The organism is Mycobacterium deserti (assembly GCF_025345615.1).
Lineage (GTDB): Bacteria > Actinomycetota > Actinomycetes > Mycobacteriales > Mycobacteriaceae > Mycobacterium > Mycobacterium deserti.
The window spans coordinates 522,192-548,144 of the sequence record NZ_JAODWD010000004.1 but is presented as its reverse complement, the minus strand read 5'-3'; the positions used below and the strand labels follow the sequence as shown (position 1 = coordinate 548,144).

Annotated in this window: 22 protein-coding genes and 2 tRNA genes; 9 read left to right on the top strand and 15 right to left on the bottom strand. The window is 65.6% G+C overall.

Annotated elements, in window-relative coordinates:
* Positions 1-236: 236 nt before the first annotated feature.
* A tRNA-Gly gene (locus tag N4S67_RS18945) sits at positions 237-310 on the bottom strand.
* 121 nt (positions 311-431) lie between these two features.
* Between N4S67_RS18945 and N4S67_RS18940 the strand changes: the two genes are divergently transcribed.
* The 6 genes from N4S67_RS18940 (at position 432) to N4S67_RS18915 (ending at position 5,300) form a co-directional block, all read left to right on the top strand.
* Positions 432-505: transfer RNA gene (locus N4S67_RS18940), tRNA-Pro, on the top strand.
* A 43-nt stretch (positions 506-548) separates the two neighbouring features.
* Positions 549-1,961 carry a trigger factor gene (gene tig / locus N4S67_RS18935; RefSeq protein WP_260994527.1) on the top strand — a complete coding sequence of 471 codons (1,413 nt, stop codon included), beginning with the start codon at positions 549-551 and terminating at the stop codon, positions 1,959-1,961.
* A 60-nt stretch (positions 1,962-2,021) separates the two neighbouring features.
* Positions 2,022-2,669 (top strand): ATP-dependent Clp protease proteolytic subunit, encoded by a 648-nt coding sequence (locus N4S67_RS18930; protein WP_260994526.1) that lies wholly within the window; start codon positions 2,022-2,024, stop codon positions 2,667-2,669.
* Positions 2,666-3,313: an ATP-dependent CLP protease proteolytic subunit ClpP2 gene (gene clpP2 / locus N4S67_RS18925; protein WP_260994525.1), complete on the top strand. Its 648-nt coding sequence runs from the start codon at positions 2,666-2,668 to the stop codon at positions 3,311-3,313. Before N4S67_RS18930 ends, clpP2 begins: the two co-directional genes overlap by 4 nt.
* A gap of 315 nt (positions 3,314-3,628) precedes the next feature.
* On the top strand, positions 3,629-4,909 hold the full coding sequence (gene clpX, locus N4S67_RS18920; RefSeq protein WP_260994524.1) for an ATP-dependent Clp protease ATP-binding subunit ClpX: 1,281 nt from the start codon (positions 3,629-3,631) through the stop codon (positions 4,907-4,909).
* 28 nt (positions 4,910-4,937) lie between these two features.
* Positions 4,938-5,300 carry a hypothetical protein gene (locus N4S67_RS18915; protein ID WP_260994523.1) on the top strand — a complete coding sequence of 121 codons (363 nt, stop codon included), beginning with the start codon at positions 4,938-4,940 and terminating at the stop codon, positions 5,298-5,300.
* Between the two features lie 71 nt (positions 5,301-5,371).
* On the opposite strand, the gene N4S67_RS18910 is transcribed toward N4S67_RS18915, so the two are convergent.
* From N4S67_RS18910 to N4S67_RS18890, 5 genes are all read right to left on the bottom strand, one after another.
* Entirely contained in the window at positions 5,372-6,571 is a 1,200-nt protein-coding gene (locus N4S67_RS18910) for a hypothetical protein (RefSeq protein WP_449288838.1), read from the bottom strand.
* Between the two features lie 604 nt (positions 6,572-7,175).
* Complete coding sequence (locus N4S67_RS18905) at positions 7,176-7,391, bottom strand: hypothetical protein (protein WP_260994521.1); 216 nt, start codon at positions 7,389-7,391, stop codon at positions 7,176-7,178.
* Positions 7,392-7,500: 109 nt separating this feature from the next.
* Positions 7,501-8,805 carry a nucleotide disphospho-sugar-binding domain-containing protein gene (locus tag N4S67_RS18900; RefSeq protein WP_260994520.1) on the bottom strand — a complete coding sequence of 435 codons (1,305 nt, stop codon included), beginning with the start codon at positions 8,803-8,805 and terminating at the stop codon, positions 7,501-7,503.
* A gap of 85 nt (positions 8,806-8,890) precedes the next feature.
* Complete coding sequence (fdhD, locus tag N4S67_RS18895; protein WP_260994519.1) at positions 8,891-9,715, bottom strand: formate dehydrogenase accessory sulfurtransferase FdhD; 825 nt, start codon at positions 9,713-9,715, stop codon at positions 8,891-8,893.
* The gene (locus N4S67_RS18890; RefSeq protein ID WP_260994518.1) at positions 9,715-12,072 is read right to left on the bottom strand and encodes an FdhF/YdeP family oxidoreductase; all 2,358 of its coding nucleotides are present in this window, start codon (positions 12,070-12,072) and stop codon (positions 9,715-9,717) included. The genes fdhD and N4S67_RS18890 overlap by 1 nt, the downstream gene beginning before the upstream one ends.
* A gap of 192 nt (positions 12,073-12,264) precedes the next feature.
* Between N4S67_RS18890 and N4S67_RS18885 the strand changes: the two genes are divergently transcribed.
* Positions 12,265-14,439: a glutamine synthetase III family protein gene (locus N4S67_RS18885; protein WP_260994517.1), complete on the top strand. Its 2,175-nt coding sequence runs from the start codon at positions 12,265-12,267 to the stop codon at positions 14,437-14,439.
* 83 nt (positions 14,440-14,522) lie between these two features.
* On the opposite strand, the gene N4S67_RS18880 is transcribed toward N4S67_RS18885, so the two are convergent.
* A complete protein-coding gene (locus N4S67_RS18880) occupies positions 14,523-15,620 on the bottom strand; it encodes a Gfo/Idh/MocA family protein (RefSeq protein ID WP_260994516.1) in 1,098 nt (365 codons plus the stop codon).
* A 300-nt stretch (positions 15,621-15,920) separates the two neighbouring features.
* Between N4S67_RS18880 and N4S67_RS18875 the strand changes: the two genes are divergently transcribed.
* Together N4S67_RS18875 and N4S67_RS18870 are read left to right on the top strand one after the other, a co-directional pair.
* The gene (locus N4S67_RS18875; RefSeq protein ID WP_390893424.1) at positions 15,921-16,406 is read left to right on the top strand and encodes a hypothetical protein; all 486 of its coding nucleotides are present in this window, start codon (positions 15,921-15,923) and stop codon (positions 16,404-16,406) included.
* 45 nt (positions 16,407-16,451) lie between these two features.
* Positions 16,452-16,832, top strand: a complete 381-nt coding sequence (locus tag N4S67_RS18870) for a VOC family protein (RefSeq protein WP_260994515.1) — start codon at positions 16,452-16,454, stop codon at positions 16,830-16,832.
* Positions 16,833-16,839: 7 nt separating this feature from the next.
* On the opposite strand, the gene N4S67_RS18865 is transcribed toward N4S67_RS18870, so the two are convergent.
* The 8 genes from N4S67_RS18865 to iolC are packed head-to-tail and all read right to left on the bottom strand — an operon-like array spanning position 16,840 to position 25,818.
* Positions 16,840-18,333, bottom strand: a complete 1,494-nt coding sequence (locus N4S67_RS18865) for a CoA-acylating methylmalonate-semialdehyde dehydrogenase (RefSeq protein ID WP_260994514.1) — start codon at positions 18,331-18,333, stop codon at positions 16,840-16,842.
* A complete protein-coding gene (locus N4S67_RS18860) occupies positions 18,330-19,211 on the bottom strand; it encodes a sugar phosphate isomerase/epimerase family protein (protein WP_260994513.1) in 882 nt (293 codons plus the stop codon). The genes N4S67_RS18865 and N4S67_RS18860 overlap by 4 nt, the downstream gene beginning before the upstream one ends.
* Entirely contained in the window at positions 19,208-20,218 is a 1,011-nt protein-coding gene (locus N4S67_RS18855; protein WP_260994512.1) for a Gfo/Idh/MocA family protein, read from the bottom strand. The genes N4S67_RS18860 and N4S67_RS18855 overlap by 4 nt, the downstream gene beginning before the upstream one ends.
* 16 nt (positions 20,219-20,234) lie before the next feature.
* The gene (locus N4S67_RS18850; protein WP_260994511.1) at positions 20,235-21,140 is read right to left on the bottom strand and encodes a sugar phosphate isomerase/epimerase family protein; all 906 of its coding nucleotides are present in this window, start codon (positions 21,138-21,140) and stop codon (positions 20,235-20,237) included.
* A gap of 11 nt (positions 21,141-21,151) precedes the next feature.
* Positions 21,152-23,086, bottom strand: a complete 1,935-nt coding sequence (iolD, locus tag N4S67_RS18845) for a 3D-(3,5/4)-trihydroxycyclohexane-1,2-dione acylhydrolase (decyclizing) (protein WP_260994728.1) — start codon at positions 23,084-23,086, stop codon at positions 21,152-21,154.
* A 1-nt stretch (position 23,087) separates the two neighbouring features.
* Positions 23,088-23,972: a 5-deoxy-glucuronate isomerase gene (gene iolB, locus N4S67_RS18840; RefSeq protein ID WP_260994510.1), complete on the bottom strand. Its 885-nt coding sequence runs from the start codon at positions 23,970-23,972 to the stop codon at positions 23,088-23,090.
* 3 nt (positions 23,973-23,975) lie between these two features.
* The gene (locus N4S67_RS18835; RefSeq protein WP_260994509.1) at positions 23,976-24,857 is read right to left on the bottom strand and encodes a Cgl0159 family (beta/alpha)8-fold protein; all 882 of its coding nucleotides are present in this window, start codon (positions 24,855-24,857) and stop codon (positions 23,976-23,978) included.
* On the bottom strand, positions 24,850-25,818 hold the full coding sequence (gene iolC / locus N4S67_RS18830; RefSeq protein WP_260994508.1) for a 5-dehydro-2-deoxygluconokinase: 969 nt from the start codon (positions 25,816-25,818) through the stop codon (positions 24,850-24,852). The genes N4S67_RS18835 and iolC overlap by 8 nt, the downstream gene beginning before the upstream one ends.
* Positions 25,819-25,953: the final 135 nt, after the last annotated feature.

Sequence of the window (25,953 nt, the reverse complement as noted above, 5' to 3'; positions counted from 1 at the left end):
AGTCGCACTCCCAGTTCTCGAGTTTCGGGTCAGGACAGCGAGTTTGAGGCACGACCGGGGCCTTGCCGCAAGCCCCCTGTGCGTTATAAGTTAGTAGTGGCAAGGAGATGGCTCCTTGCCCATTTTTCTTGTCAGCGGCCGGAATGTGAACGGTGGACGGCAGCGTCACCGACTCCCTGGCCCCTTGGTCGAACGCCGACGGACCTGCGCCCGGGCGCGACCGGCTGAAGTCCTGTTGGAGCGGGCGACGGGAATCGAACCCGCGTAGCTAGTTTGGAAGACTAGGGCTCTACCATTGAGCTACGCCCGCGTGTACAGCAAGAGCAAATCGTACCGGCGGCACCCGATTCAAATCCAATTGAAGGCGTCGCGTGTCCAGCCCGTAGTATCTCGCGTGGTCGGCTTGTGTTTTTGGGTCGGCCGCACGGGCGCGGGGTGTAGCGCAGCTTGGTAGCGCATCCGCTTTGGGAGCGGAAGGCCGCAGGTTCAAATCCTGTCACCCCGACTGCAACACGCACCACAAGCACCACACGAAGAACACGAGGAGCATGACCTTGAAGAGCACCGTCGAGAAGTTGAGCCCGACACGGGTTCGCATCAACGTGGAGGTGCCCTTCACGGAAATGGAAGCCGACTTCGACCAAGCCCTCAAGCAGATGGCCAAGCAGGTGCGCCTGCCCGGCTTCCGGCCCGGCAAGGTTCCGGTGAAGCTCCTCGAACAGCGCATCGACAAGCAGGCGATGCTCGACCAGGTGGTCAGCGATGCCCTTCCCGCGCGCTACAGCGAGGCCGTGACGAGTTCGGACGTCCGCCCCATCGGCCAACCGGAGATCGAGATCACCAAGAAGGAGTACGGCGAGGATCTCCAGTTCACCGCCGAGGTCGACATCCGGCCGGACATCGACCTGCCCGACCTTGAAGGGCTCACGATCACCGTCGACCCGATCGAGGTGACCGACGAGGACGTCGACGCCGAACTGCAGTCGCTGCGCGCGCGCTTCGGCACGCTGACCGGCGTGGAGCGGGCCGCCGAGAGCGGTGACTTCGTCTCCATCGACCTGTCGGCCACAGTCGACGGTGAGGATGTCCCGGAGGCTAAGACCGAGGGTCTGTCGCACGAGATCGGTTCGGGTCAACTGATCGAAGGCCTCGACGACGCCATCATCGGCCTGACGGCGGGGGAGACGCGGGTCTTCACCACCACGCTCGCCGCGGGTGACCACGCCGGCAAGGAAGCGCAGGTGACCGTCACGGTCAACTCGGTGAAGGAACGCGAGCTGCCTGAGCCGGACGACGAGTTCGCGCAGTTGGCAAGCGAATTCGACACCATCGAGGAATTGAAGAACAGCCTCACCGAACAGGTGAGCCGCGTGAAGCGTGTCCAGCAGGCCGAGCAGATCCGCGACAAGGCGCTCGAGACACTCCTAGAGCAGGTCGACGTGCCGCTGCCCGAGAAGGTCGTGCAAGCGCAGATCGACGACACGCTGCACAACGCGATCCACGGACTCGACCACGACGAGGCGCGCTTCGCCGAGACGCTCGAGGCCCAGGGCAGCAGCCGCGAGAAGTTCGACGAAGAGAACAAGACGAACGCCGAGAAGGCCATCAAGACCCAGCTGCTGGTCGATGCGATCGCCGACAAGCTCGACGTCCAGGTCGGTCAGAACGACCTGACCGAGCGTTTGGTGCTGATGTCGCAGCAGTACGGCCTGGAGCCGCAGCAGCTGCTGCAGTATCTGCAGGAGAACAACCAACTGCCCGCGATGTTCGCCGACGTGCGCCGCGGATTGACCGTGGCCGCCGTTGTCGACAGCGCCACCGTCAAGGACACGAACGGCAACGTGATCGACACCTCGGAGTTCTTCGGTCGGCCGGACCAGGCCGCCGACAGCGCCGAGGAAGCATCAGATGATGCGCAGGCCGAGTCGGAAGCCGACGCGGAGTCAGCCGACGCCAAGTGACGCTGTGAGCGAACGCGCCCCGTCTGGGGAGTGTGCGGCGCCGCAGGTTGGTTAGTGTCGATGAGTATCGGACGTGAAGAAAGCAGGTATCCAGTCGTGACCTACATGCGTGGCGCCTCACAAGGCCTCAACCTTGTCGACTCGGTCTACGAGCGGCTGTTGGCCGAGCGGATCATCTTCCTCGGCTCGCAGGTCGATGACGACATCGCCAACAAGCTGTGTGCTCAGATCTTGCTGCTGTCTGCTGAGGACCCCACCAAGGACATCCACCTCTACATCAACTCGCCCGGCGGCTCGATCAGCGCCGGGATGGCCGTGTACGACACCATGGTGCTCGCGCCGTGTGACGTCGCGACCTACGCGATGGGCATGGCCGCGTCGATGGGTGAGTTCCTGTTGGCGGCGGGCACCAAGGGCAAGCGCTACGCGCTGCCGCACGCGCGGATCCTGATGCACCAGCCGCTCGGCGGCATCACCGGCGGCGCCGCCGACATCGCCATTCAGGCCGAGCAGTTCACGGTCATCAAGAAGGAGATGTTCCGGCTGAACGCGGAGTTCACCGGGCAGACGCTCGAGCGCATCGAGGCCGACTCCGACCGCGACCGCTGGTTCACCGCGCAGGAAGCCCTCGAATACGGCTTCGTCGACCACATCATCACCAGCGCCAGCATCAACGGCTCAGGACCAGGAGCAGGACTAGACAAATGACCGACCACACGGACCCCCGTCTTGCGCCGCAGGCGCGCTACATCCTGCCGTCGTTCATCGAGCACTCCAGCTTCGGCGTCAAGGAATCCAATCCGTACAACAAGCTCTTCGAGGAACGCATCATCTTCCTCGGTGTGCAGGTCGACGACGCGTCGGCGAATGACATCATGGCCCAGTTGCTGGTGCTCGAGTCGCTCGATCCCGACCGTGACATCACGATGTACATCAACTCGCCCGGTGGCTCGTTCACCTCGCTGATGGCGATCTACGACACCATGCAGTACGTGCGGGCCGACATTCAAACCGTCTGCCTGGGCCAGGCTGCGTCGGCCGCCGCGGTGCTGCTGGCCGCGGGGACGCCCGGTAAGCGCCTCGCGCTGCCCAACGCCCGCATCCTGATCCACCAGCCCGCGCTGTCGGGCGTGATCCAGGGCCAGTTCTCCGATCTGGAGATCCAGGCCAAGGAGATCGAGCGGATGCGGACGCTGATGGAGACGACGCTGGCCCACCACACCGGCAAAGACGCACAGCAGATCCGCAAGGACACCGATCGCGACAAGATCCTGACTGCCGAGGAAGCCAAGGACTACGGCGTGATCGACACCGTCCTCGAGTACCGCAAGCTCTCTGCCCAGACGGCCTAGCGGTCGCCGGGCGCCCGGTGGTTCGGGGGTCTCTTCGCGATTTGGGTACCCACAACCGCACTCTGGGCCGGCGGTATCGTGGGCGACAGCGGGCGGTCTCTCGGTCTGGTAACGGCGACGACACGCCAGCGCGTCCGGAGGGTTCAAGGGGTTGTCAGGCGATATGTTGGCGCAACCACAGATGAATACCACCGACGCGATTCGCCTTTATCGGTCGCACCGCGCCGGAGCAAGCGGGTAGCGTCGGGTTCAACACCTGAGGTGACCGACAAAAGTTTCCCACGGACTGCAAACAGGAAGTAGGACCCCACCACCATGGCGCGTATCGGAGACGGCGGTGACCTGCTGAAGTGCTCGTTCTGCGGCAAGAGTCAAAAGCAGGTTAAGAAGCTCATCGCCGGCCCCGGCGTCTATATCTGCGACGAGTGCATCGATCTCTGCAACGAGATCATCGAAGAGGAACTCGCCGACGCCGACGACGTCAAACTCGACGAACTGCCGAAACCGGCCGAAATTCGGGATTTCCTCGAGGGTTACGTCATTGGTCAGGACACCGCCAAGCGCACGCTGGCGGTGGCGGTCTACAACCATTACAAGCGCATCCAGGCCTCGGAGAAGATGCGTGATTCGCGCGCCGAGCCTGTCGAACTCACCAAGTCCAACATCCTGATGCTCGGTCCCACCGGCTGCGGCAAGACCTACCTCGCGCAGACGCTGGCAAAGATGCTGAACGTTCCGTTCGCGATCGCCGACGCCACCGCCCTGACCGAAGCCGGCTACGTCGGCGAAGACGTCGAGAACATACTGCTCAAGCTGATCCAGGCAGCCGACTACGACGTCAAGCGCGCCGAGACCGGGATCATCTACATCGACGAGGTCGACAAGATCGCGCGCAAGAGCGAGAACCCGTCGATCACCCGCGACGTGTCCGGTGAAGGTGTGCAGCAGGCGCTGCTGAAGATTCTCGAAGGCACGCAGGCTTCGGTGCCCCCGCAGGGCGGTCGCAAGCATCCGCATCAGGAGTTCATCCAGATCGACACCACAAACGTGTTGTTCATCGTGGCTGGTGCCTTCGCCGGGCTGGAGAAGATCGTGTCCGACCGCGTCGGCAAGCGCGGGCTGGGCTTCGGCGCCGAGGTGCACTCCAAGGCCGAGATCGATACCCAGGATCACTTCGCCGAGGTCATGCCCGAGGACCTGATCAAGTTCGGGCTCATCCCCGAGTTCATCGGCCGCCTGCCCGTCGTAGCATCGGTGACCAACCTGGACAAGGAATCGTTGGTCAAGATCCTGTCCGAGCCGAAGAACGCGTTGGTCAAGCAGTACACCCGGCTGTTCGAAATGGACGGCGTCGAATTGGAATTCACCGGCGACGCGCTCGAGTCCATCGCGGATCAAGCCATTCACCGCGGCACCGGCGCCCGTGGTCTGCGCGCCATCATGGAAGAGGTCCTGCTGCCGGTGATGTACGACATCCCGAGCCGCGATGACGTGGCCAAAGTCGTCGTCACGAAGGAGACCGTGGAGGACAACGTCCTGCCGACGATCGTGCCGCGCAAGCCTTCTCGCCCCGAGCGGCGCGACAAGAGCGCTTAAGTCCCGGCGCTCAGGGTCGAACGCCGCCATGTCGAAGCCGGGTCATGACAAGAGGACGTCTGACGCCATAGCGCGACTGCGAACCGCTTACGACACCGTTCGCAAGGCGCTCCTTCTGCAGACCCACGCCGACGGTGGCAAGGATCCCGTTGCGGCAACGGCGGTCGCGGCCAACGCCCGCCTGGCGATGGCGGCCGGTGGTGCGTACCTGCGGTCCCGCATCGATCCGGCCGTTCCGCCGGAACTTGCAGACGCGGTCCGCACCTTCGCCGAAGTGCTTGAGGACATCGCGATGAACGCGCTCGCCGGCGTCGGCAATCACGAGCCGATGCAGGCGGCCCGACTGCGCGACGCCGAAACCGCCAGCAAGCGGGTGGCCGACCTGCTGTAGGAATCCAGGACTGCTCCAGGAGAACGAAAACGCCCCGACAGAATGTCGGGGCGATTTCGTTGCGCGGAACGTCAGTCGGTGCCGTCGGAGCCGCCGGGGCTGCCGCCGGACCCACCTTGGCCGCCTGGGTCGCCACCGTCGCCGCCGTCGCCGCCGGTGGCCGTGCCGCCTAGACCGGTCTCCGTTCCATTGCCGCCGTCACCACCGTTGCCCCCTATGCCGCCGAGCAGAGCGCCGGTGTCGCCGCCGTCGCCGCCGTCGCCGCCAGCACCGACCTGGTTGCCGAAGCCGCGGCCGCTGCCGTCGCCGCCGTCGCCACCTTCGCCGCCGCTGCCGACGATGGCACCGCCCGTTCCGCCGACGCCGCCGGTCCCGCCGGTCCCATTGCCCACCACCGTGGCCTTGCCGTCGCCGCCGTCGCCGCCGTCGCCGCCGTTGCCGACGATCGCACCGCCGCTACCGCTGCTACCGCCGTTGCCGCCGGTTCCGCTTCCAATAACCGCGGTGCCGTTACCGCCGTCACCGCCGTCGCCGCTGTCGCCCAGGTATCCGGCGTTGCCGCTGGCGCCGCCGGTGCCACCGGTAGCGCCGGTACCGCCGGTAGCTGCGCCGCCGTTTCCACCGTCGCCGCTGTTGCCGAGCAGTCCGGCGTTGCCGCCGGCGCCGCCTTCACCGGCATTGGCGTTGCCGAGGCTGGTCGAAGAGGCCCCGTTGCCGCCGTCGCCGCCATTGCCGAAGACTGCTCCGCCGTTGCCGCCGGCGCCGCCGTCGTACTCGGTACCGAGCAGGTTGGGATCAGCGTTGCCACCGTCGCCGCCGCTGCCGAGCAGTCCGGCGTCCCCGCCGTCGCCGCCCACGCCGCCACCGATGACGCCGCCGCCGTCGCCGCCGTCACCGCCATTGCCGAGCAGGGCTCCGCCGTTGCCGCCCGTGCCGCCGGCACCGCCAATGATTGGGCCGCCGTTTCCAGCGTCGCCGCCGTCGCCGATCAGTCCGGCATTACCGCCGTTACCGCCGGCCCCGCCCAGCAAACTCGTGCCGCCGTTACCGCCATTGCCGAGCAGAAGCCCGCCGTTGCCGCCGTTGCCGCCAGTGAGTCCGCCTGCAATGCCGAGGAAGCTGCCGTTGCCGCCGTTGCCGATCAGGCCCGCGTTGCCACCGTTGGCGAACAGGCTGTCACCGCCGTTGCCGAAGAAGAAGCCGCCGTTGCCACCGTTCTGACCGGGCAGCACGCCTGGCGCGCCATTGCCGATCAGCAAGCCGCCGTTCATGCCGGGCAGGAAGCCGTTCCCGACCAGGCCACCGGTGAAGATGTACGTCAGAGGATTGGCGAGAACCGGCGCCGCGATCGCGTTGCCGATGGAGATCCCGGCCTGGCCGGCCCCCACGACGGCGGCGGTGCCCGCGTCGAACCCGCCGATCGCCGTCTGTGTGCCGCCACCGAGCACATCGCAGAAGAACCCTTCGCACGGCGCCGCCGATGCCGTGCCCGTGCTGCCGAAGCCGCCGACCAGCGCGGCGGCGAACGCACCGCTGACGATTGCGGTGCTGGCAGCGCGCTTGGCGGCCGTACGTCGTCGCGCCGTCACATCCGCGCGGTGCCTGCTCGATGTACGTGTCTGCCCCATGGTGCGACCCCCTCGGTTCAATACCGTGCGCCGACTTCGGCCTCCGGGCGTGCCGAATTTTCCCCAGCGACAGTATGTGGGACAGATTACAATTAGCTGACACCGCAAACAGCACAAATAACGAAACGCTTTCGATGTTTCCTACTTGACGCGCATTTCGCGTGTACTAGCCGCTTTTGATCTTGCCCGATGCTTTGCGCGCGTCGCTGAATACGTGCATACGCAACATTCGCAATGTGTGCTCAGTTCACCGGATCGTGCGGCTCGGAAACGACTTCGACGCAGATTGCGGCGGGGATTCGTCGGCAGCAACGCGCCGTCGGCACTCGTCGGGCGGTCTGTGCTCGCGCTGCACCAGCCGGGGTCCAGCGACGTGATCGTCGGCGAACAATCCAGTGACGGAACAGGTCAGACACCAGATCAGAAATGCCGCTGTGGCGAGGAACTGCAACTCGGCAACCATGAATCGAGGCTCCCGTGGGCTTCGACCGTGCGCACGCGTAGCCGACTACGCCATTCGGCCGCGTCGCGGGGATCGATGGAAGGGCGGCAGAACGGGTCGACGCAGGGATTCATGACGTCACTGTCTGGCGTTCGGCGATCACCTCGTCGACCAGCGTCGCGATCTCGGCCACGCCGTTGCGACGGGCGAATGCGGCCTCGAGGCGGTGGGCATTTCGCAGGTACACGTCGTTGTTGAGGATGTCGCGTACCGCAGCCCGCACCGCACCCGAGCTCGGGTTACCGGTCTTGAGATTGATTCCGGCACCGGTCCATGCCACCCGAGCGGCGACTTCCGGTTTGTCCTCGGTGTTGCCCGCAACGATCAGCGGTACCCCCATCGACAGCGCCCGCTGCACCGCGCCGAAGCCGCCGTTGGTGACCATGACGTCGACCTTGGGCAGCAGCAGGTCATGTGGAATGTATTCGGCGACAAACGTATTCGGTGGTAACGGATGGTTCACCTCGGAGATGTCGCGACCACCGGTGGTGGCCACTACCGTGACGTCCTCCTCGGCGAGCGCATCGATTGTTGGTTGCAACAGCCGGCTCAGGTCGGCATTGTCGACGGTGCCCTGAGTGACGTGCACGACGGGCCGGTCGCCGTCGAGCGCCGACCACCACGGTGGTGGGACGAAACCTCGCGACGCACCCGGGTGCACGGCGCCGACGTAACAGACGTTGGCCGGCAGATCGCTCCGGGGATAGTCGAACTCCGGAACAGTCGGTGCGATGTACCGGTCGGCCAGCACCCCGGAGTCGAGGACGAACATCGGCAGCGGCCGGGTGTTCAACTGATCGAGCAGATGGTTGGCAGCCTTCTGCGATTCACGCAGCAGCACCTTCTGTGAGAGCGCGGTCAAGGCCCGGTTGCGCAGGCGGCCGAGCGTCGATGACGACGGCGGTAGCCCCATTCCGCTCGGGCCGGTGTCGCGGCTGCTGATCATCAACGGTGTGGTGGAGTACGCCAGCACCGGCGGCCGGCCGGCGCGGTCGCCGAGCAGGAACGGCAGAATTCCGAAAAACCCCGCGTCGAGGATGATCGCGTCGAACCGGGTGCGCGCCGTGAGTTCTGAGAGCACGCGAGCTTGGTGCGGCATCGGCTGAAGGAACAGGCGCACGATGTCGAAATTGACCCGCTTGATGCCTGAGGTCTCTGCGCGGCCGGGAAGATCGATGTCGAGGCGGGTCAGGTCGAGGTCGGCCTCGAGGGGCATGGCCTCCGGGATGGCGCCAACGCCACGGATCTTGGCGGCGTGGGCGGCCGACGTCAGCATGGTGACGCGGTCTCCGCGGTCGACCAGATCCTGGGCGACATTGAGCAGTGGGCCGAAGTGACCGACCGGGGACAGCGAGACGACGAGTATTTCTGGCATGGGAAAGATGCTCTGGCACCGACGCGGCCCAAGCTTGGAGGTTGTCTGGAGATCGTGTGGAGATTGCAGGTAGGAGGCGTGCGAGCTACCGCAGGATGCGGTCGGGCCGGGTGTAGACGTTCATCGAATCGCCCCGCAGGAACGCCACGAGGGTGAGACCTGACTGGCTGGCCAGGTCGACGGCAAGTGATGACGGCGCCGACACGGCGGCGAGCACCGGGATGCCTGCCATGACAGCCTTCTGGGTCAACTCGAATGACGCGCGCCCGCTGACGAGCAGCACCGTCGCGGCCAACGGAATCCGATGCTGTTCCAGCGCCCAGCCGATGACCTTGTCGACGGCGTTGTGGCGCCCGATGTCCTCGCGGACCACCAAACAGGTCCCGTCGGCGTCGAAGAGGGCGGCCGCGTGCAGGCCGCCGGTGCTGGCGAACACCTTCTGCTCCTCGCGCAGTCTGGCGGGCAAAGCCGACAATGTTTCCGCCGCGACAGTCGACGGGTCGTCGCCGGGGCAGTGGCGGCTGATCGTTCGCACCGCATCCAGAGATGCTTTGCCGCAGACCCCGCACGACGAGGTGGTGTAGAAGTTGCGGGTGACGTCGACGTCGGGCATCTTGACGCCGGACGCGAGGGTCACGTCGAGCACGTTGTAGGTGTTCAGCTGGTCCGGGCCTGCTCCTCGGCAGTACCGCACGGTGAGCACGTCGTCGCGGTGGGCGATGACGCCTTCGGTGAGCAGAAAGCCTTGCGCCAACTCGAAATCAGATCCGGGGGTGCGCATCGTCACGGTGATGGCGGTGCCGTTGACCCGGAGCTCGAGCGGCTCCTCGACGACCAGGGTCTCCGGCCGCGCGACGGCCTCGTCGGCGGTGACGTGCTGCACCCGACGTCGTGACGTCACTCGGCCCACTAGGTGACCACCCGATCTTCTGCCCGCACGCCTGTCGAGCGCTCCAACCGGATGACGACGGCCTTCGACACCGGTGTATTCGATCTTTCCGCGACATGGTCGAGGGGCACGAGCGCGTTGGTCTCCGGGTAGTACGCCGCGGCGTTGCCGACCGGCGTTTCATAAGGCACGACCATGAAGTCCTTCGCCCGACGCTCCTCGAGTCGACCGTCGCGGCCGGGGAACTCGGAAATCAGATCCACCCTGTCGCCCTCGCTCAGACCGAAGCGTTCGATGTCGGCCGTGTTGACGAAGACCACCCGGCGCCCGCCCTTCACGCCGCGGTAGCGGTCGTCGAGGCCGTAGATGGTGGTGTTGTACTGGTCGTGACTGCGCAGCGTCTGCAGAATGAGTCGGCCATCGGGTACGGGAACCCACTGCAGCGGGTTGATCGCGAAGTTGGCTTTGCCTGTGCGGGTGGGAAATTCGCGGGAGTCGCGTGGGGGGTGCGGCAGCTGGAAGCCGTCAGGCTGACGCACCTTGGCGTTGTAGTCGTCGCAGCCCGGCACCACCGCGGCGATTGCGTCGCGGATGGCGTCGTAGTCGATGTTGAATGTTTCCCACGGCACGGGGTGGCCGGTGCCCAGCAGCGTGCGGGCCAATTGACAGATGATCGCGACCTCGCTGCGGACGTCGTCGGACGGCGGATTGAGGCTGCCGCGCGACAAGTGCACCATCGACATCGAATCCTCAACGGAGACCTGCTGTTTGACACCGTTCTTGACGTCGCGGTCAGTGCGCCCGAGTGACGGCAGGATGAGCGCCGTCCTGCCGTGCACGATGTGGCTGCGGTTCAGTTTCGTCGACACCTGCACGGTCAGCGTGCAATTGCGCAGCGCAGCCTCGGTGACCGCGGTGTCCGGTGTCGCGGTCGCGAAGTTGCCACCCATGCCCATGAAGACCTTGGCCGTGCCGTCACGCATCGCGCGGATCGCTCCGACGGTGTCGACGCCGTGCTCACGTGGACTGGTGATGCTGAAGCGGTTGTCCAGTGCTTCGAGGAACGTCTCGGGCATCTTCTCCCAAATGCCCATGGTGCGGTCGCCTTGCACGTTCGAATGTCCTCGCACCGGACACAATCCGGCGCCGGGCTTGCCTATCATGCCGCACATCAGCAGCACGTTGGTGATCTCGGCGATCATCGGCACCGCGTGCCGGTGTTGCGTCAGCCCCATGGCCCAGCACGCGATCGTGCGCTCCGAATCGATGAACATCTGCGCGACTTTGTCGAGCTGCTCGCGGCCGATACCGGTCGCCTCCAACACCGTGTCGAGGTCGACGGTGCGGGCCTGCGCCTCGTACTCGGCGAAGTTCGCGCAGTGCTTGTCGACGAAATCGCGGTCCACGACCGAACCCGGTGCGCGGTCGTCGGCTTCCAGCAGCAAGCGACCCAGGCCGGCGAACAACGCCATGTCCCCGCCGAGACGGATCTGCACGAATTCGTCGGCGATCGGCACGCCGTGCCCGACCACGCCATGCACCTTCTGCGGGTCTTTGAATCTGATCAGCCCGGCCTCAGGCAACGGATTGACGGCAATGATCTTGGCGCCGTTGGCTTTCGCCTTCTCCAGCACCGACAGCATGCGGGGATGGTTGGTGCCGGGATTCTGCCCGGCGATGACGATCAGGTCGGCCTGGGTGATGTCGTCGACCGTGACCGAGCCCTTTCCAATGCCGATCTGGTCAGTCAGGGCCGCACCCGAGGACTCGTGACACATGTTCGAGCAGTCCGGCAAGTTGTTGGTGCCGTAGCTGCGGACCATGAGCTGGTAGAGGAACGCCGCCTCGTTGCTTGTCCGACCGGAGGTGTAGAACACCGCGCCGTTCGGGTCGTCGAGGGAGCGCAGCTCGTCGGCGATCAGCCGGTAGGCGTCGTCCCAGCTGATCGGACGGTAGTGATCATCGCCCTCGCGCAGCACCATCGGATGGGTGAGGCGACCCTGCTGCGACAGCCAGTACTCAGGTCTGCCGTCGAGGTCGAAGATCGAGTGCCGCGCGAAGAACTCGGGGGTGACGACGCGCTTGGTGGCCTCCTCGGCGACCGCCTTGGCGCCGTTCTCGCAGAACTCGGCGAACTTGCGGCCGCCTTGCTCCTCGGGCCACGCGCAGCCGGGGCAGTCGAATCCGTGGCGCTGGTTCAGCCGCACCAGGGAGGTCGCAGTCCGCCACGGCCCCATCGATTTGAGTCCGCGCTGCAACGACACCATGACGGCCTTGACCCCGGCGGCTTCCCGCTCACGTCCGGTCGCGACAGCGCTGTGCTCGTCATAGCGTGCGTCGAAGTCACGGGTGACGTCGCGTCGTCTGCCTAACCGCATATGCCCAGCCTAGGTCGTGGTTGTCCTACGGCAGGGCTACCCACACGGTGACCTTCGCAAGCGGGTGGGGGTAGCTCAGTGAGCAAACGCAGTCTGTCGGTGACGGCGGCGTAACAAGAATGGCATCAGCCGTTCCTATGGTGGGTCGGGCATCGTCCGCAGAGAGCGGACTGCGCGGCGATAGGAAACCAAGTGAGCGGAAACGCAGTACGTCTGCAGGCGATCAACAACGTCGAGGCGTATGTGCCGCCTGCGATCAGCTTCGACCCCGCCGAGGAACCCGGCGAGATCTTCGCCGCGAACGTCTTCACTCTGGCGGAGATGCGACTGCGACTGCCCAAGTCGGTGTACAAGTCCGTGGTCGCGACGATCGAGAAGGGTGCCAAGCTCGACCCGGCTGTGGCCGACTCGGTCGCCTCGGTCATGAAGGACTGGGCGCTGTCGAAGGGTGCGACGCACTACGCGCATGTGTTCTACCCGATGACCGGGCTGACGGCCGAGAAGCACGACAGCTTCCTCGAGCCGGTGTCCGACGGCCAGACGCTGGCCGAGTTCGCGGGCAAGACGTTGATCCAGGGCGAGCCGGACGCATCGAGTTTCCCGTCAGGCGGGCTGCGGAGCACTTTCGAGGCGCGCGGCTACACCGGCTGGGACGTCACCAGTCCGGCCTACATCCTGGAGAACCCGAACGGCAACACACTGTGCATTCCGACGGTGTTCGTCTCGATGACCGGTGAGGCGCTGGACTACAAGACGCCGCTGTTGCGCAGCCAGCAGGCGATGGGTGCGCAGGCCGAGCGCATCCTGAAGCTGTTCGGTCACGCGAACTTCGACCACATCGTGTCATTCTGCGGTCCCGAGCAGGAGTACTTCCTAATTGACCGGCACTTCTTCCTGGCGCGTCCCGACCTGATCAACGCCGGCCGCACCCTGTTCGGCTCAAAGCCCCCCAAGGGGCAGGAGTTCGACGACCACTACTTCGGTGCCATTCCGGAGCGGGTGCTCGGCTTCATGATGGACACCGAACGGGAGCTGTTCAAGCTCGGCATTCCGGCCAAGACGCGCCACAACGAGGTCGCGCCGGGCCAGTTCGAAATCGCGCCGATGTTCGAGCGGGCCAACATCGCCGCCGACCATCAGCAACTCCTCATGACCACGTTCAAGACCATCGCCAAAAAGCACGGCATGGAGTGCCTCTTCCACGAGAAGCCGTTCGCCGGCGTCAACGGGTCGGGCAAGCACGTCAACTTCTCGATGGGCAACGCGCAGTTCGGCAGTCTGTTGGTGCCCGGTGACACCCCTCATGAGAACGCCCAGTTTCTGGTCTTCTGCGCAGCGGTGATCCGGGCCGTGCACAAGTTCTCCGGCCTGCTGCGCGTGTCGGTGGCCTCGGCCACCAACGACCACCGCCTCGGCGCCAACGAGGCTCCGCCGGCCATCATCTCGATCTTCCTCGGCGATCAGTTGGCCGACGTATTCGAGCAGATCGCCAAGGGCGCGGCCACGTCGTCGAAGGGCAAGGGAACGATGATCATCGGTGTCGATACCCTGCCGCCGCTGCCCACGGAGCCGGGCGACCGCAACCGCACCAGCCCGTTCGCCTTCACCGGCAACCGCTTTGAGTTTCGCGCACCCGGCTCCGGGCAGACCATCAACGTGCCGATGATCATCCTCAATACGATCATGGCCGACTCGCTCGATTACATGGCGACTGTGCTGGAGAAGGCCGTCGACGAGGGCAAGGACTTCGACAAGGCCGTGCAGACGCTGCTGACCGAGATCATCACCGAGCACGGCGCCGTCGTCTTCAACGGTGACGGCTACTCGGAGAACTGGCAACTCGAGGCCGCCGAGCGCGGCTTGCCGAACCTCAAGACCACGCTCGACTCGATTCCGGAGCTGGTCAAGCCGGAAGCGATCGAGGTGTTCGAAAGGTACGGCGTCTTCAACGCGCGCGAGCTGGAGAGCCGCGTCGAGGTGCGCTACGAGATGTACGCCCTTACGGTCGCCGTCGAAGCAAAGCTCACGCTTGAGGTCGGCTCCACAGTGATCCTCCCTGCGGCAATGCGCTACCAGACCGAGCTGGCACAGAATGTCGCGACGCTCAAGGCGGCGGGCATGGAGCCGGACACGACGCTGCTCGAAGCGGTCTCGATGCCGATCTCCGACCTGACCGCTGCGCTTTCGACGCTCAAAGCGGCGATGGCCGAGCACGGCGGCGACTCCGCGGCCGAGGAAGCCGCACACGCGCAGCGCCTGTTGCCGTTGATGGATGCGGTGCGGATGGCCGCCGACACACTGGAGGGCGTCGTGGCCGACGACCTGTGGCCGCTGCCCACCTACCAGGAGATGCTCTACATCCTGTGAGACAACTCTGACGACGTCGTCGAGTGTGGGGGTCGTGTCCGCAACATGTGGGCATTGGTGACCCGCGCCCCCACACTCGGCGGCTACTGCGGCAGGGCCACCCACGCAGCGTCGGCGCCATGCGACGCGATTGTCGCTTCAACGAACTGGACGCCCCTGAGGCCGTCCACCCCGGTGGGGATCGACAATTCGCGCTGCCGCCCGGTGCGCAGGATCTCGGAAAGATCGGTGTAGAAGTTGGCGAACGCTTCGAGGAAGCCCTCCGGGTGGCCCAGCCCGACGCGGGTGAGGCGTGCGGCGTCGTCGGACAGCGTGGACATGCCGTGCGCCAGGATGGTGACGCCGCCGTCGGGGTGGCGGACGGTCAGGTGCTGGGGGTCCTCGTGGTGCCACTGAATGCTCGCGTCGTCGCCGAATACCCGGATCCGGAGCCCGTGTTCCTGCCCAGTGGCGGCCATCGTGGCCCACACAGTGGCCGGAGCGCCGTTGGACATCGTGAGCCGGACGGTCGCGTTGTCGAACACGGGCCTGCCTTCGACGAGGATGCTGAGCTCTGCCGAGATGCGGGTGGCCTCCATGCCGGTGATGTAGCGCAGTAGGTGGTAGGCGTGGGTACCGACATCGGCGACGGCAGTGGCGACGCCACCCTTGGCAGGGTCCATGCGCCACTGATCGACCGGAGCCGAGGCCCAGCCGGAGGCGTGCTCGGCGGCGACGAACCGCACCCGGCCGAGTTCGCCGTCACGGACCATGCGGGCCGCGTGGCGCACCATCGCGTATGCCGAGTAGATGTGGGGGACCGCGAGGAACGTTCCGTTGGCCTCGGCCAGCGCGACCAGTTCCGCCGCCGACGCCGAATCGTTGGTCAGCGGCTTCTCGCACACCACCGCCACGCCTTTCTCGAGGAACGCGGCGGCGATCTCGAAGTGCGAATCGTTGGGTGTGACGACCGCGACCAGGTCGAGCTCGTGCGCCTGTTCGGCCATCTGCCGGTAGTCGGCGTAGGACCGCTCGACACCCAGGGTGTCGGCGAAGTCGCGTGACGTGGCTTCGTCTCGGCTGAAAACACCTGCTGTCAGGGCGTATTGGTTGTCCAGCCACATTGCGTGGCGGTGCGCCGTGCCGATCATCGCGCCCGGCCCGCCGCCGACCATTCCCGCCTTCAGTCGCCGATCCGTCATCCCCCCAGTCTGCGCGAGCGTGCTTGTCCACATGCAGACACGCCCGCTATCGGTGCGCACTGCGTGCACGCGCGCCAAGGTCCTCCCTACGGAAGTTGAAAGAACAACCGCCTGACGGGGGGTAGGCGACCGCCTAACGCGACACCCCTAAACCCCAGTTTCGAGGGGAGGCACGTTGATCCGTCCGGGGCAATCATCCGATGGAGCGCCAGCCGCTGATGTTGGGATCGGTATCGGTGCGAGTGCGATGTCATTTCCCATGACCGTCGCGGTGAGCGGCGCCCGAAAGAATGGACCCACGTGATGACCACGATGAACGCTACGAAGCTTGCGCTGATCGCAACAGCGACGACCGTGGCATCTCTTGCGCTGCCGGCAACCGCTCACGCCGAGCCCAGTCAGATGTTCCAGTTCGTTTCACCGTCGGGAAACATCGCCTGCGAGATGGACGAACACTTCGACGGCACGGCAGAGGCGTGGTGCAAGATCCGGGACCACAGCTGGGCTGCACCGACGGACACGATCTGTCCTGTAGCCAACGTGACCGGAGCCATCGGTGAACCGGCCGATGACTTCCAGCTTCGCCAGGGCAGGGCCGCGTGCACGGGCTTTGTGATGAATCAGATCTTCTTCTCTGGTCCATATCTGCCGGGCACGTTGGCCTATGGGCAGACCCACACCGTCGGCCCTATCACCTGCGCCAGCGAGCCTTCCGGGGTGACGTGCTCCGACTCCAGTACCGGTCATCTCTTCCGAGTGTCGCAAGAGTCTTACCAGCTCGGCTGATCATGTCGTGCCACCGACGCCGCACGCGCGATCTAGGGTGATTTCATGACCGCGGCGATCGGATTTCTCGGGTCCATCTCGATCGACTGTCCCGACCCGGACGCGCTGGCGCCGTTCTACCGGGGCCTGTTGGGGCTCGATGAAGCGTTCGCGACGCCCGACCGCGGCGTGGTGTCGCTCTCCGGGGCGGGACCGATGGTGACGCTGATGCGGGTCGATGAGTACGTCGCGCCGTCGTGGCCCAACGGTCCGCAGAAGCAGCAGATGCATCTCGACGTCGGCGTCGACGATCTGGACACTGCGGTGGCAGCGGCGATCGAACTGGGCGCTGCCGAGGCCGCGCACCAGACTGCACCGGACCGGTGGCGGGTCCTGCTCGACCCCGTCGGCCATCCGTTCTGTCTGAGCACGGTGCGCCCCGACTAGCGCACCGTCACTTATTCTGCGGGAAGCCGAGTTCGAGGCCGCCGTGGCTGGGATCGAGCCATCGGCTGGTGATCGCCTTGCCGCGGGTGAAGAACTGCACGCCGTCCATACCGTGCGCGTGGGTGTCGCCGAACAGCGAGGCCTTCCAGCCGCCGAAGCTGTAGTAGGCCATGGGCACCGGGATCGGCACGTTGATGCCGACCATGCCGACCTCCACCTCGTTCTGGAACCTGCGCGCTGCGCCGCCGTCGTTGGTGAAGATTGCGGTGCCGTTGCCGTAGGGGTTGTCGTTGATCAGTTGCAGTGCGTCGTCGTAGGACTCGACGCGCACAACCGACAGGACGGGGCCGAAGATCTCGTCTGTGTAGACGCTCATCTCGGGGGTGACGTGATCGATCAGCGTGGGGCCCAACCAGAACCCGTCGGCGCCGCCGTCGGGCGTCACCTCGCGGCCGTCGACGATGATCTTTGCGCCGTCGGCCTCGCCGGCGTCGATGTAGGACGCGACCTTGTCGCGGTGGGCCTTGGTCACCAGCGGGCCCATGTCGGAGTTCTTGGCGCCGTCGCCGGTCCTGATGGTGCGGGCGCGTTCGGCGATCTTGGCGACCAGGTCGTCGGCGACCGGTCCGACTGCCACACACGCCGAGATCGCCATGCAGCGCTCGCCCGCCGAACCGAATCCGGCGTTGACCATGGCGTCGGCCGCCAGGTCGAGGTCCGCGTCGGGAAGGACCACCGCGTGGTTCTTGGCACCGCCCAACGCCTGCACGCGTTTACCGGCGGCGGTGCCGGTGGCATAGACGTACTGCGCGATCGGGGTGGACCCGACGAACGACACCGACTTGATGGCTTTGTTCGTGAGTATTTCGTCGACGGCGGTCTTGTCGCCCTGCAGCACGTTGAACACCCCTGGCGGAAGGCCGGCTTCGGCCCACAGTTCGGCCATCCAGATCGACGCCGACGGGTCCTTCTCGCTGGGTTTGAGCACCACGGTGTTGCCCGCGGCGATCGCGATGGGGAAGAACCACATCGGCACCATGGCCGGGAAGTTGAACGGGCTGATGATGCCGACCGGTCCCAGCGGCTGGCGGATCGAGTAGACGTCGACCTTCGTCGAGGCGTTCTCGGTGAAACCGCCCTTCAGCAGATGCGGGATGCCGCAGGCGAACTCGACGACCTCCTGGCCGCGGCTGACCTCCCCGAGCGCGTCGGAGACGACCTTGCCGTGCTCGCTGGTGATGATCTCGGCAAGTTCGCCCTTGCGCGCGTTGAGTAGTTCACGGAAGTTGAACAGCACCGCGCTGCGCTTCGCTAGTGAGGTGTCGCGCCAGGCGGGAAAGGCCGCGGCCGCGGCGTCGATGACGACTCGGGCATCCTCGACCGTCGCCAGTGTCACCTCGCCGGTGATCTCGCCGGTAGCCGGGTTCGTCACGGGCTGCGTCGTCTCGTTGCTGCCGGAGAAAGTCGTGTTGTTGACCCAGTGGGTGATGCTCGTGCTCATCGCTGCTTTCCGTGCTTTGAGAGGTATTCGGTCATGGTCTTGAGTTGGTAGCGGGACACGTCGTGCGCGGCCTCGTCCTCGGCGAACACCGAGGACACCATCACGGTGTCTTCGCGGTCGTAGAAGCCGAGCGCGGCGAGACCGCCGAAGAATTCGTCCCAGTTGACGTCGCCGTCGCCGATCTTGAGGTGCTGGTGCACCCGGGCCGAATTGCCTGGGGGATTGGTGATGTAGCGCAGACCATGGCTGCGGTGATGGTCCATCGTGTCCGCGACGTGGACCAGGCGCAGCTTGTCGCCCGCGGCCCGCATGATCTCGATCATGTTGCCACCCATGTGATACGTGTGGCAGGCGACGTACACCATCCCGACGTTCGGTGAGTTGAGGCCGCGGATGATGCGCAGCGCCTCAAGGCCATCCTCGACGAAATCGTCTGGATGCGGGTCGATCCGGACGTCGATTCCCTCGCGCTCGAAGATCGGCAGCAGCTCCTCCATCGAGCGGAAGAAGGCCCGCTCGGACTCCTCGGGCATTTCCGGCCGGCCGGAGAATTCGGTGTTGATCACATTGACGCCGAGGTCGACGGTGATCTGGACGACGCGTTTCCAGTTGCGCACGGCGGCTTCGCGCGCATCCTCGTCGGGTCCCGACCATCGCAGCACCGGCAGGACGGACGCGATGCCAACGCCGGCCTCGGAACAGGCTTTGCGGAACTCGGCGACCAGGTCGTCGTCGGCCCTCGGGTGGTTGTAGAACGGGATGAAGTCCCGATGCGGGGTGAGCTGGAGGTACTCGTAGCCGAGTTCGGCCACCAGCGAGGGGAATTCGAGAAGGTCATGGCTGTGGTGAAAAGGTGTCGGATCCAACGCGATCTTCATGATCCGATCCTTGTTGCGAGTTCGACGGCGACTGGCGCGCCGCTCTCCAGTGACTGCACACCCGCCTCGCACACTGCCGCGGCCGCGTAGCCGTCCCATGCGGTCGGTCCGTCGACGTTCGCTCCGGATCGCACCGCGTCGACCCAACGCTGCACCTCGGTGTCGTATGCCTGGCCGAACCGTTCCTTGAAGCTCGGCGTGATCTGGCCGCCCCAGGTACCCGGGAAGCTCCTCCGTACCAGGCCGACATCCAACCCGATCATCGCGCTGCCCCGCTCGCCGACGACCTCGGTGCGCACCTCGTAGGCGACGCCGGTCGTGACGAACACCTCGACGTCGACATGCTTGCCCGACTGCGTTCTGAAGATCGCGATCTGGGGGTCCTGCAATCCCCGCGGCGCGACGGAATTGGCTGCCGGGCAGATGATCTGCACCGAAGCGATCTCCTCACCGAAGAGGAACCGTGTCACGTCGACCTCGTGGACTAGCGAGTCCTTGACGATCATGGAGCTGTCGAAATTCGGCGGCACGGAAGGATTGCGATGCGCGCAGTGCATCACCAAGGGCGCTCCGAGTTCACCCGCGTCCAGCAGTGCCTTCAACTGGGCGTACTCGTGGTCGAAACGACGCATGAAGCCGACTTGAATGAGTTTGTGCCCGAGTTCGACTTCCCGTTTGACGACCTCCAAAGACGTTGCCACGTCGGTCGTCAGGGGTTTCTCACACAGCACCGGCTTGCGGTGTTCGAGGCAGGCCAGCAACTGCTTCTCATGCGTGGGCCCGGGCGTGGCCAACAGCACGGCGTCGACGTCGGAGTCGGCGATCGCGTCGAGTGGGTCACCGATGACGCGGCAACCGGGAACCGTCGCCGCGACCCGCTCGGCCTTCTCGGCCAGGTAGTCGTTAACGACGGAGACCCGAGCGCCCGCGATTCTCGAGGTGATCCGGGCGACGTGATCGGCGCCCATCATTCCGACGCCCAGAACGGCAATACGTAGATCGGACATGTTGGTTCGTTCCTGACTAGTTGAAACGGACTGACGAGATCCCGCACGTTCCGAGGTAAGAGCGGGTGCGCTGCGCGATCGGCAGCGGCGCATCGACGGCACACGGATACATGTCCTGCTCGACGATCGCGAATACGTCGACACCGAGCTTGTCGATCTCCGCCAACAGCGGTGGTATCTCCGGAATGCCCAGTGGCGGTTCGATCATCGCGCCGAGCTTGACCGCCTCACCGAACGGCAAGTCCTCCGCCTCGACCTTGGCCCGTACTTCAGGATCGACCTGCTTGAGGTGCAGGTAACCGATGCGCTCGGGTGCCCGCCGAATGATCGCGATGTTGTCGCCGCCGCAGTAGCTGATGTGACCGGTGTCGAGGCACAGATTGACGAATGCGCCGTCGGTGCCATCGAGGAAGCGGTACACGTTCTCTTCGGTGTCGACGTGACTGTCGGCGTGTGGATGGTATTGCGCTCGCACACCGTACTTCTCGAACATTGCTTTGCCGAGCGCGTTCATGCCCTCGGTCTTTCTGCGCCACTGCTCGGCCGTCAGCCTGCGGTTCTCGAGGACTGCCCCGGTAGACGGATCGCGCCACATCTCGGGGATGACGACGACGTGCTTGCCGCCGACGGCCGCGGTCAGCTTGGCGACGTCCTCGATCTGGGTCCACACCGCATCCCACGAGTCCTCCTGATGCAGGTGCTCGAAGACGGTGCCTGCCGACAGCTTCAGGTCACGCTTGGCGAGCTCGTCGGCGAGCTGCTCTGGATCGGTGGGTAGGTAGCCGAACGGGCCGAGCTCGATCCACTCGTAGCCGGAGGCGGCGACCTCGTCGAGGAATCGGGTGTACGGCGTCTGGCCGGGGTCGTCAGGGAACCAGACCCCCCACGAGTCGGGTGCAGATCCAACAAGGATGGTGCTCAAGACAATTCGTCCTATCGGTCTGATGGGTTGATCAGGGGACGCTGGATCTTCTTCCACTCGGCGTACGTCTCGTACGCCTCGCGGGTGGAACTCAGCGTGGACACTTCACTCACCGGCACGTCCCACCAGGACTGGCTGTCGGGTGCGGAGATCATGGGGTCGGTCTCGACATGAATGACCGTGGTGTGGTCATTGCCCTTCGCAACCTTCACGGCGTCAGCGAACTCGGCGCCGGTGGTGACGCGGATGACCTCCGCGCCCAGGCTGGCTGCGTTGGCGGCGAGATCGATCGGCAGTTTCGGGCCGTCCAGCCGGCCGTCGGCGGTGCGATAGCGATAGGCCGTGCCGAACCGTTGCGAACCGAGCGATTCCGACAGCGAACCGATGGATGCGAAGCCGTGGTTCTGCACCAACACCACAATCACCTTGATGCCTTCCTGCACCGCGGTGACCAGTTCGGTCGCCATCATCAGGTAGGAACCGTCACCCACCATGACGAAGACGTCGCGGCTTGGATCGGCCATCCGCACACCGATACCACCGGCGACCTCGTAGCCCATGCACGAATATCCGTACTCGACGTGGTACCCCTTGGCGTCGCGGGTCCGCCACAGCTTGTGCAGATCGCCCGGCATCGAGCCGGCTGCGCACACCACCACATCGCGCGGATCCGACAGCGTGTTGGTCAAGCCGATGACCTGATTCTGATTGAGCGCGGTGCCGTCATCGGTCACGCGATAGACCGACGACACGGTGTCGTCCCATTCGCGCACCAGTTCCGTTGCCCGCGTGCGATAGTTCGCTTCGACAGCGTGGCCGCTCAACGAGGCCGACAGGGCCTCGAGCGTCTCCCGCGCGTCGGCGACGACCGATAGCCCGCCCTGCTTCACCGAGTCGAACGACGCCACGTTGATGTTGACGAACCGGACGTCAGGGCCGTTGAACGCGGTACGCGACGCGGTGGTGAAGTCGCTGTAGCGGGTGCCGATGCCGATCACGACGTCGGCCTCTGTCGCAAGCGCGTTGGCGGCGGTGCTGCCCGTCGAGCCGATGGCACCTACCGCTTGGGGATGGTCGTAGGGCAGAGACCCCTTGCCCGCCTGCGTCTCAGCGACAGGTACGCCGGTCCGCTCGGCGAAGGCAGCCAACGCGTCGGTGGCGCCCGAGTAGACGACGCCGCCGCCCGCCACCATCAGCGGTCGTTTAGCCGAGCGGATCACGTCCACGGCGCGCGCGACAACCGAAGGCTCGGGAAGTGGGCGGGCGATGTGCCAGGTCCGTTCGGCGAACAGCGATTCGGGCCAGTCGAACGCCTCGGCCTGGACATCCTGGGGGAGGGCTATCGTCGCCGCGCCGGTCTCCACCGGATCGGTGAGCACCCGCATCGCGCCCAGCAGCGCCGAGGGCAGCTGCTCGGGTCGCCATACCCTGTCGAAGAATCGCGACAGCGGCTTGAACGCGTCGTTGACCGTCATCTCGCCGTCATACGGCTGTTCGAGTTGCTGCAGGACCGGCGCACTGGCGCGCGTCGCGAACGTGTCGGAAGGGAGCAGCAGCACGGGAAGCCGGTTGATAGTGGCGAGTGCGGCTCCGGTGAGCATGTTCGTCGAGCCGGGTCCGATGCTTGCCGTCACCGCCCACGCCTGCAGGCGGTTCTTGTGCCGGGCATAGGCCGCCGCGGTATGTACCATCGCCTGTTCGTTGCGGCCCAACACATAACGAAGCAGCGGTGCCGCGTCGGCCTCGGCAGCTTCGACCTCGTCCTGCAGGAGCGCTTGTCCGACGCCGGCCACGTTGCCGTGACCGAAGATGCCGAAGCAGCCGGCGAAGAACTTGCCCCGTTCGCCGTCGCGCTCGACATACTGGTTGGCCAAGAACCGTACCGTCGCCTGCGCGACGGTCAGGCGAACGGTCGGTTCGACGTCAGGTGTCTTGGCCGAGGTCATATCAGCTTTGGAAACCACGTTCCGCTCCTCGTGAATGCAGTGGCAGACGGGGGTCGACGTCCTGGTTCTCCCAGGTGCCGCGCAGCCAGGCGTGTTCGGGATCGTCGACGATCTTCCACGCACGTTCGTCCCCAGGTCCGGCCATCACGTTCAGGTAGTACATGTGGTAGCCGGGCGCGGCGACAGACGGCCCGTGGAAGCCGTGGGGGACCAGCACCACGTCACCGCTGCGGACCTCTTCGAGCACCTCGATGGGACGTGCAGGGGTGCCGTAAACCCGGTGGTAGCCGAATCCGCGTGACCCGCCCGGTCCGTCGTCGATCTCGAAGTAGTAGATCTCCTCGAGCGCGGACTCGACCGCTGACTGCTCGTCATGCTTGTGCGCCGGGTAACTCGACCAGTTGCCGCCCGGCGTGATCACCTCGCACGCGATCAGCGAGTCGGCCTCGAACACTCCTGCAGTGCCGAAGTTGTGCACCTGTCTGCTGCAGTTGCCGGTGCCACGCAGTTCGACAGGCACGTCGGCCGCGGCCACGCGACGGTTCGGCAGCTGTCGCTTCGCGCGCGCCGCGCAGATCGCGATGCGGCCCTCGCCGGTGAGTGTGTAGGAGTTCTGCACGCCGATGTAGACCATATCGGCGGGCCCGTCGAAAACCGAAGCGCGCGAGGACAGTTCAAACACATCCCCGCCGGTTTCCACCGTGCCGCCGCCGGCCAGGGGAAGGATCATCACCTCGGTGTCACCGGTCTGGCGCGCGACGCTCTGGCCGCTGCCAAGCTCGACCACCGCAAGGCTGGCCTCCGACCATCCCGCCGACTCGGGGGTGATGTCGACGGTGTACGGGGCAGCCGCGCTGCCTGCGGGGATGTAGTACTTGCTGAACAAGTTTCACCTCACCATCGCTACGGCGGTCGCTACCGCGGAACTGACGTCGTCATCGGCCGGGTAGAGCAGCGTGCGCCCGACAATGAGCCCGCGCACCGATGGCAGTGCAAGTGCCTTCTCCCAACTGGCGAAGGCCTCGTCGGGATCGGCCGGATCGCCACCCAGCAAGAGTGTCGGGAGGGTCGTCGCGGCCATCACGCGATCCATCTCCTCGACCACCGGCAGCTTCAGCCAGGTGTAGGCCGACGTCGACCCGAGTCCCTGGCCGATGTGGATCGACTTGATCACCGCGTCGGGAGACAGGTCGTTGGTCGCCTTGCCGTCGACCCGCCTGGACATGAACGGCTCCACCATCGCGATCAGACCGTTGTCGGCCAGTTCATCGACGGCCCGTGCGCAGGCGGTCATGGTCGAAACGGTGGCAGGGTCGTCGAGATCGATGCGACACAGCATCTTTCCGCCGTTCATCTTCGCCGCGGCGGTCGACTTGGGAGTGGCCGCCGTCATCCGGTCGTCGAGTTCGAACGAGGCGCCCGCCAGTCCACCGCGGTTGAACGAAGAGAACACCACTTTGTCGTCGAGTGCGCCGAGCAGCAGCAGGTCGTCGAGGATGTCGGAGGTGGCCAGGACGCCGTCAACACCCGGGTCGGCCAGCGCGGCGCGCAACCGGTCGAGCAGATCGGTGCGGCTGTTCATCGCCGTCGGGCGACCGCCGACGGCGAGCGCCCCGCGTGCCGGATGGTCAGCCGCGACGATCATCAGGCGTCCGTCGCCGCGTACCACCGGGCGCGTGATGCGGCGCTGCCACGCCTTGGCGATGGCGCCGGGATCGGTGGCGCGCAGGCTGGTCACGGCCGCGTAATCCGTGCACAGCGCGCTAGACATTGACAGCCTCCACAGCGGTCTGTTCGGCGAGCGCGGCCACTTCTTCAGCGGTGGGCATGGCCGTTGAGCATTCGAGTCGCGAGGCGACAATGGCGCCTGCGGCGTTGGCGTAGCGAAGTGTCCGCTCCAGCGGCCAGTCGTGCAGAAGCCCGCGACAAAGGCTGCCGCCGAACGCATCTCCGGCGCCCAGGCCGTTGAGCACGTCGACCTCGTTGGGCGCCACGGTCACCGCGCTGTGCCGGGTCTTGCCGAGCACGCCGCGCGGGCCCTGCTTGACGATCGCCAGTTCGACGCCGAAGTCGAGCAGGGCGTCGGCGGCCTTGCGCGGGTCGGACTCGCCAACGGCGATCTCGCACTCCTCGCGGTTGCCGACGGCCACGGTGACGTGGCGCAGGGCGCGCTGCACCTGTTCGGTCGCGGCGGCCGGCGATGCCCAGAACATGGGACGGTAGTCGAGGTCCAGTACTGTCAGCGGCCGACGATCGCGGGCATCCCAAGCCGTAAAATGCGCGCTGCGACTTGGCTCTTCGGCAAGACCGGTAACAGTCGACCAGTACAGCCGAGCAGAGCGCACGGCGTCGGTGTCGATCTCCTCAGGCCGGATCTGCAGGTCCGGGGCGCTGGGACGACGATAGAAGTAGAGGGGGAAGTTGTCGGGCGGAAAGATCTCGCAGAATGTCACCGGGGTGGGGTACTCGCCGTGCGTCGTCACGAATCCACTGTCGACACCTAATTCGGCCAGTTCCTTGCGGACATAGCGGCCGAACGGGTCGTCGCCGACACCTGAGATCAGTGCGGTGCGCGCACCCAAACGCGCTGCGGCCACAGCGACATTGGCGGCACTGCCGCCAAGAAATTTGCCGAAGGTCTCGACCTCCTCCAAGCCGACACCGGTCTGTAGTGGGTAGATGTCGACGCCACATCGCCCGATGGCGAGTACGTCGAAAGGCTGGGTGGTCATCAAGATCTCCGCGAAGTTGGGAACGACTGCTACGACTGTGCCCGCCACCACTCAGATATGTCAATAGTTTGTCCTGACATTCTAACCTTTGACACCGCGATGCTACGATGCAGCTAAGGTTCGACTGGCCCGCCC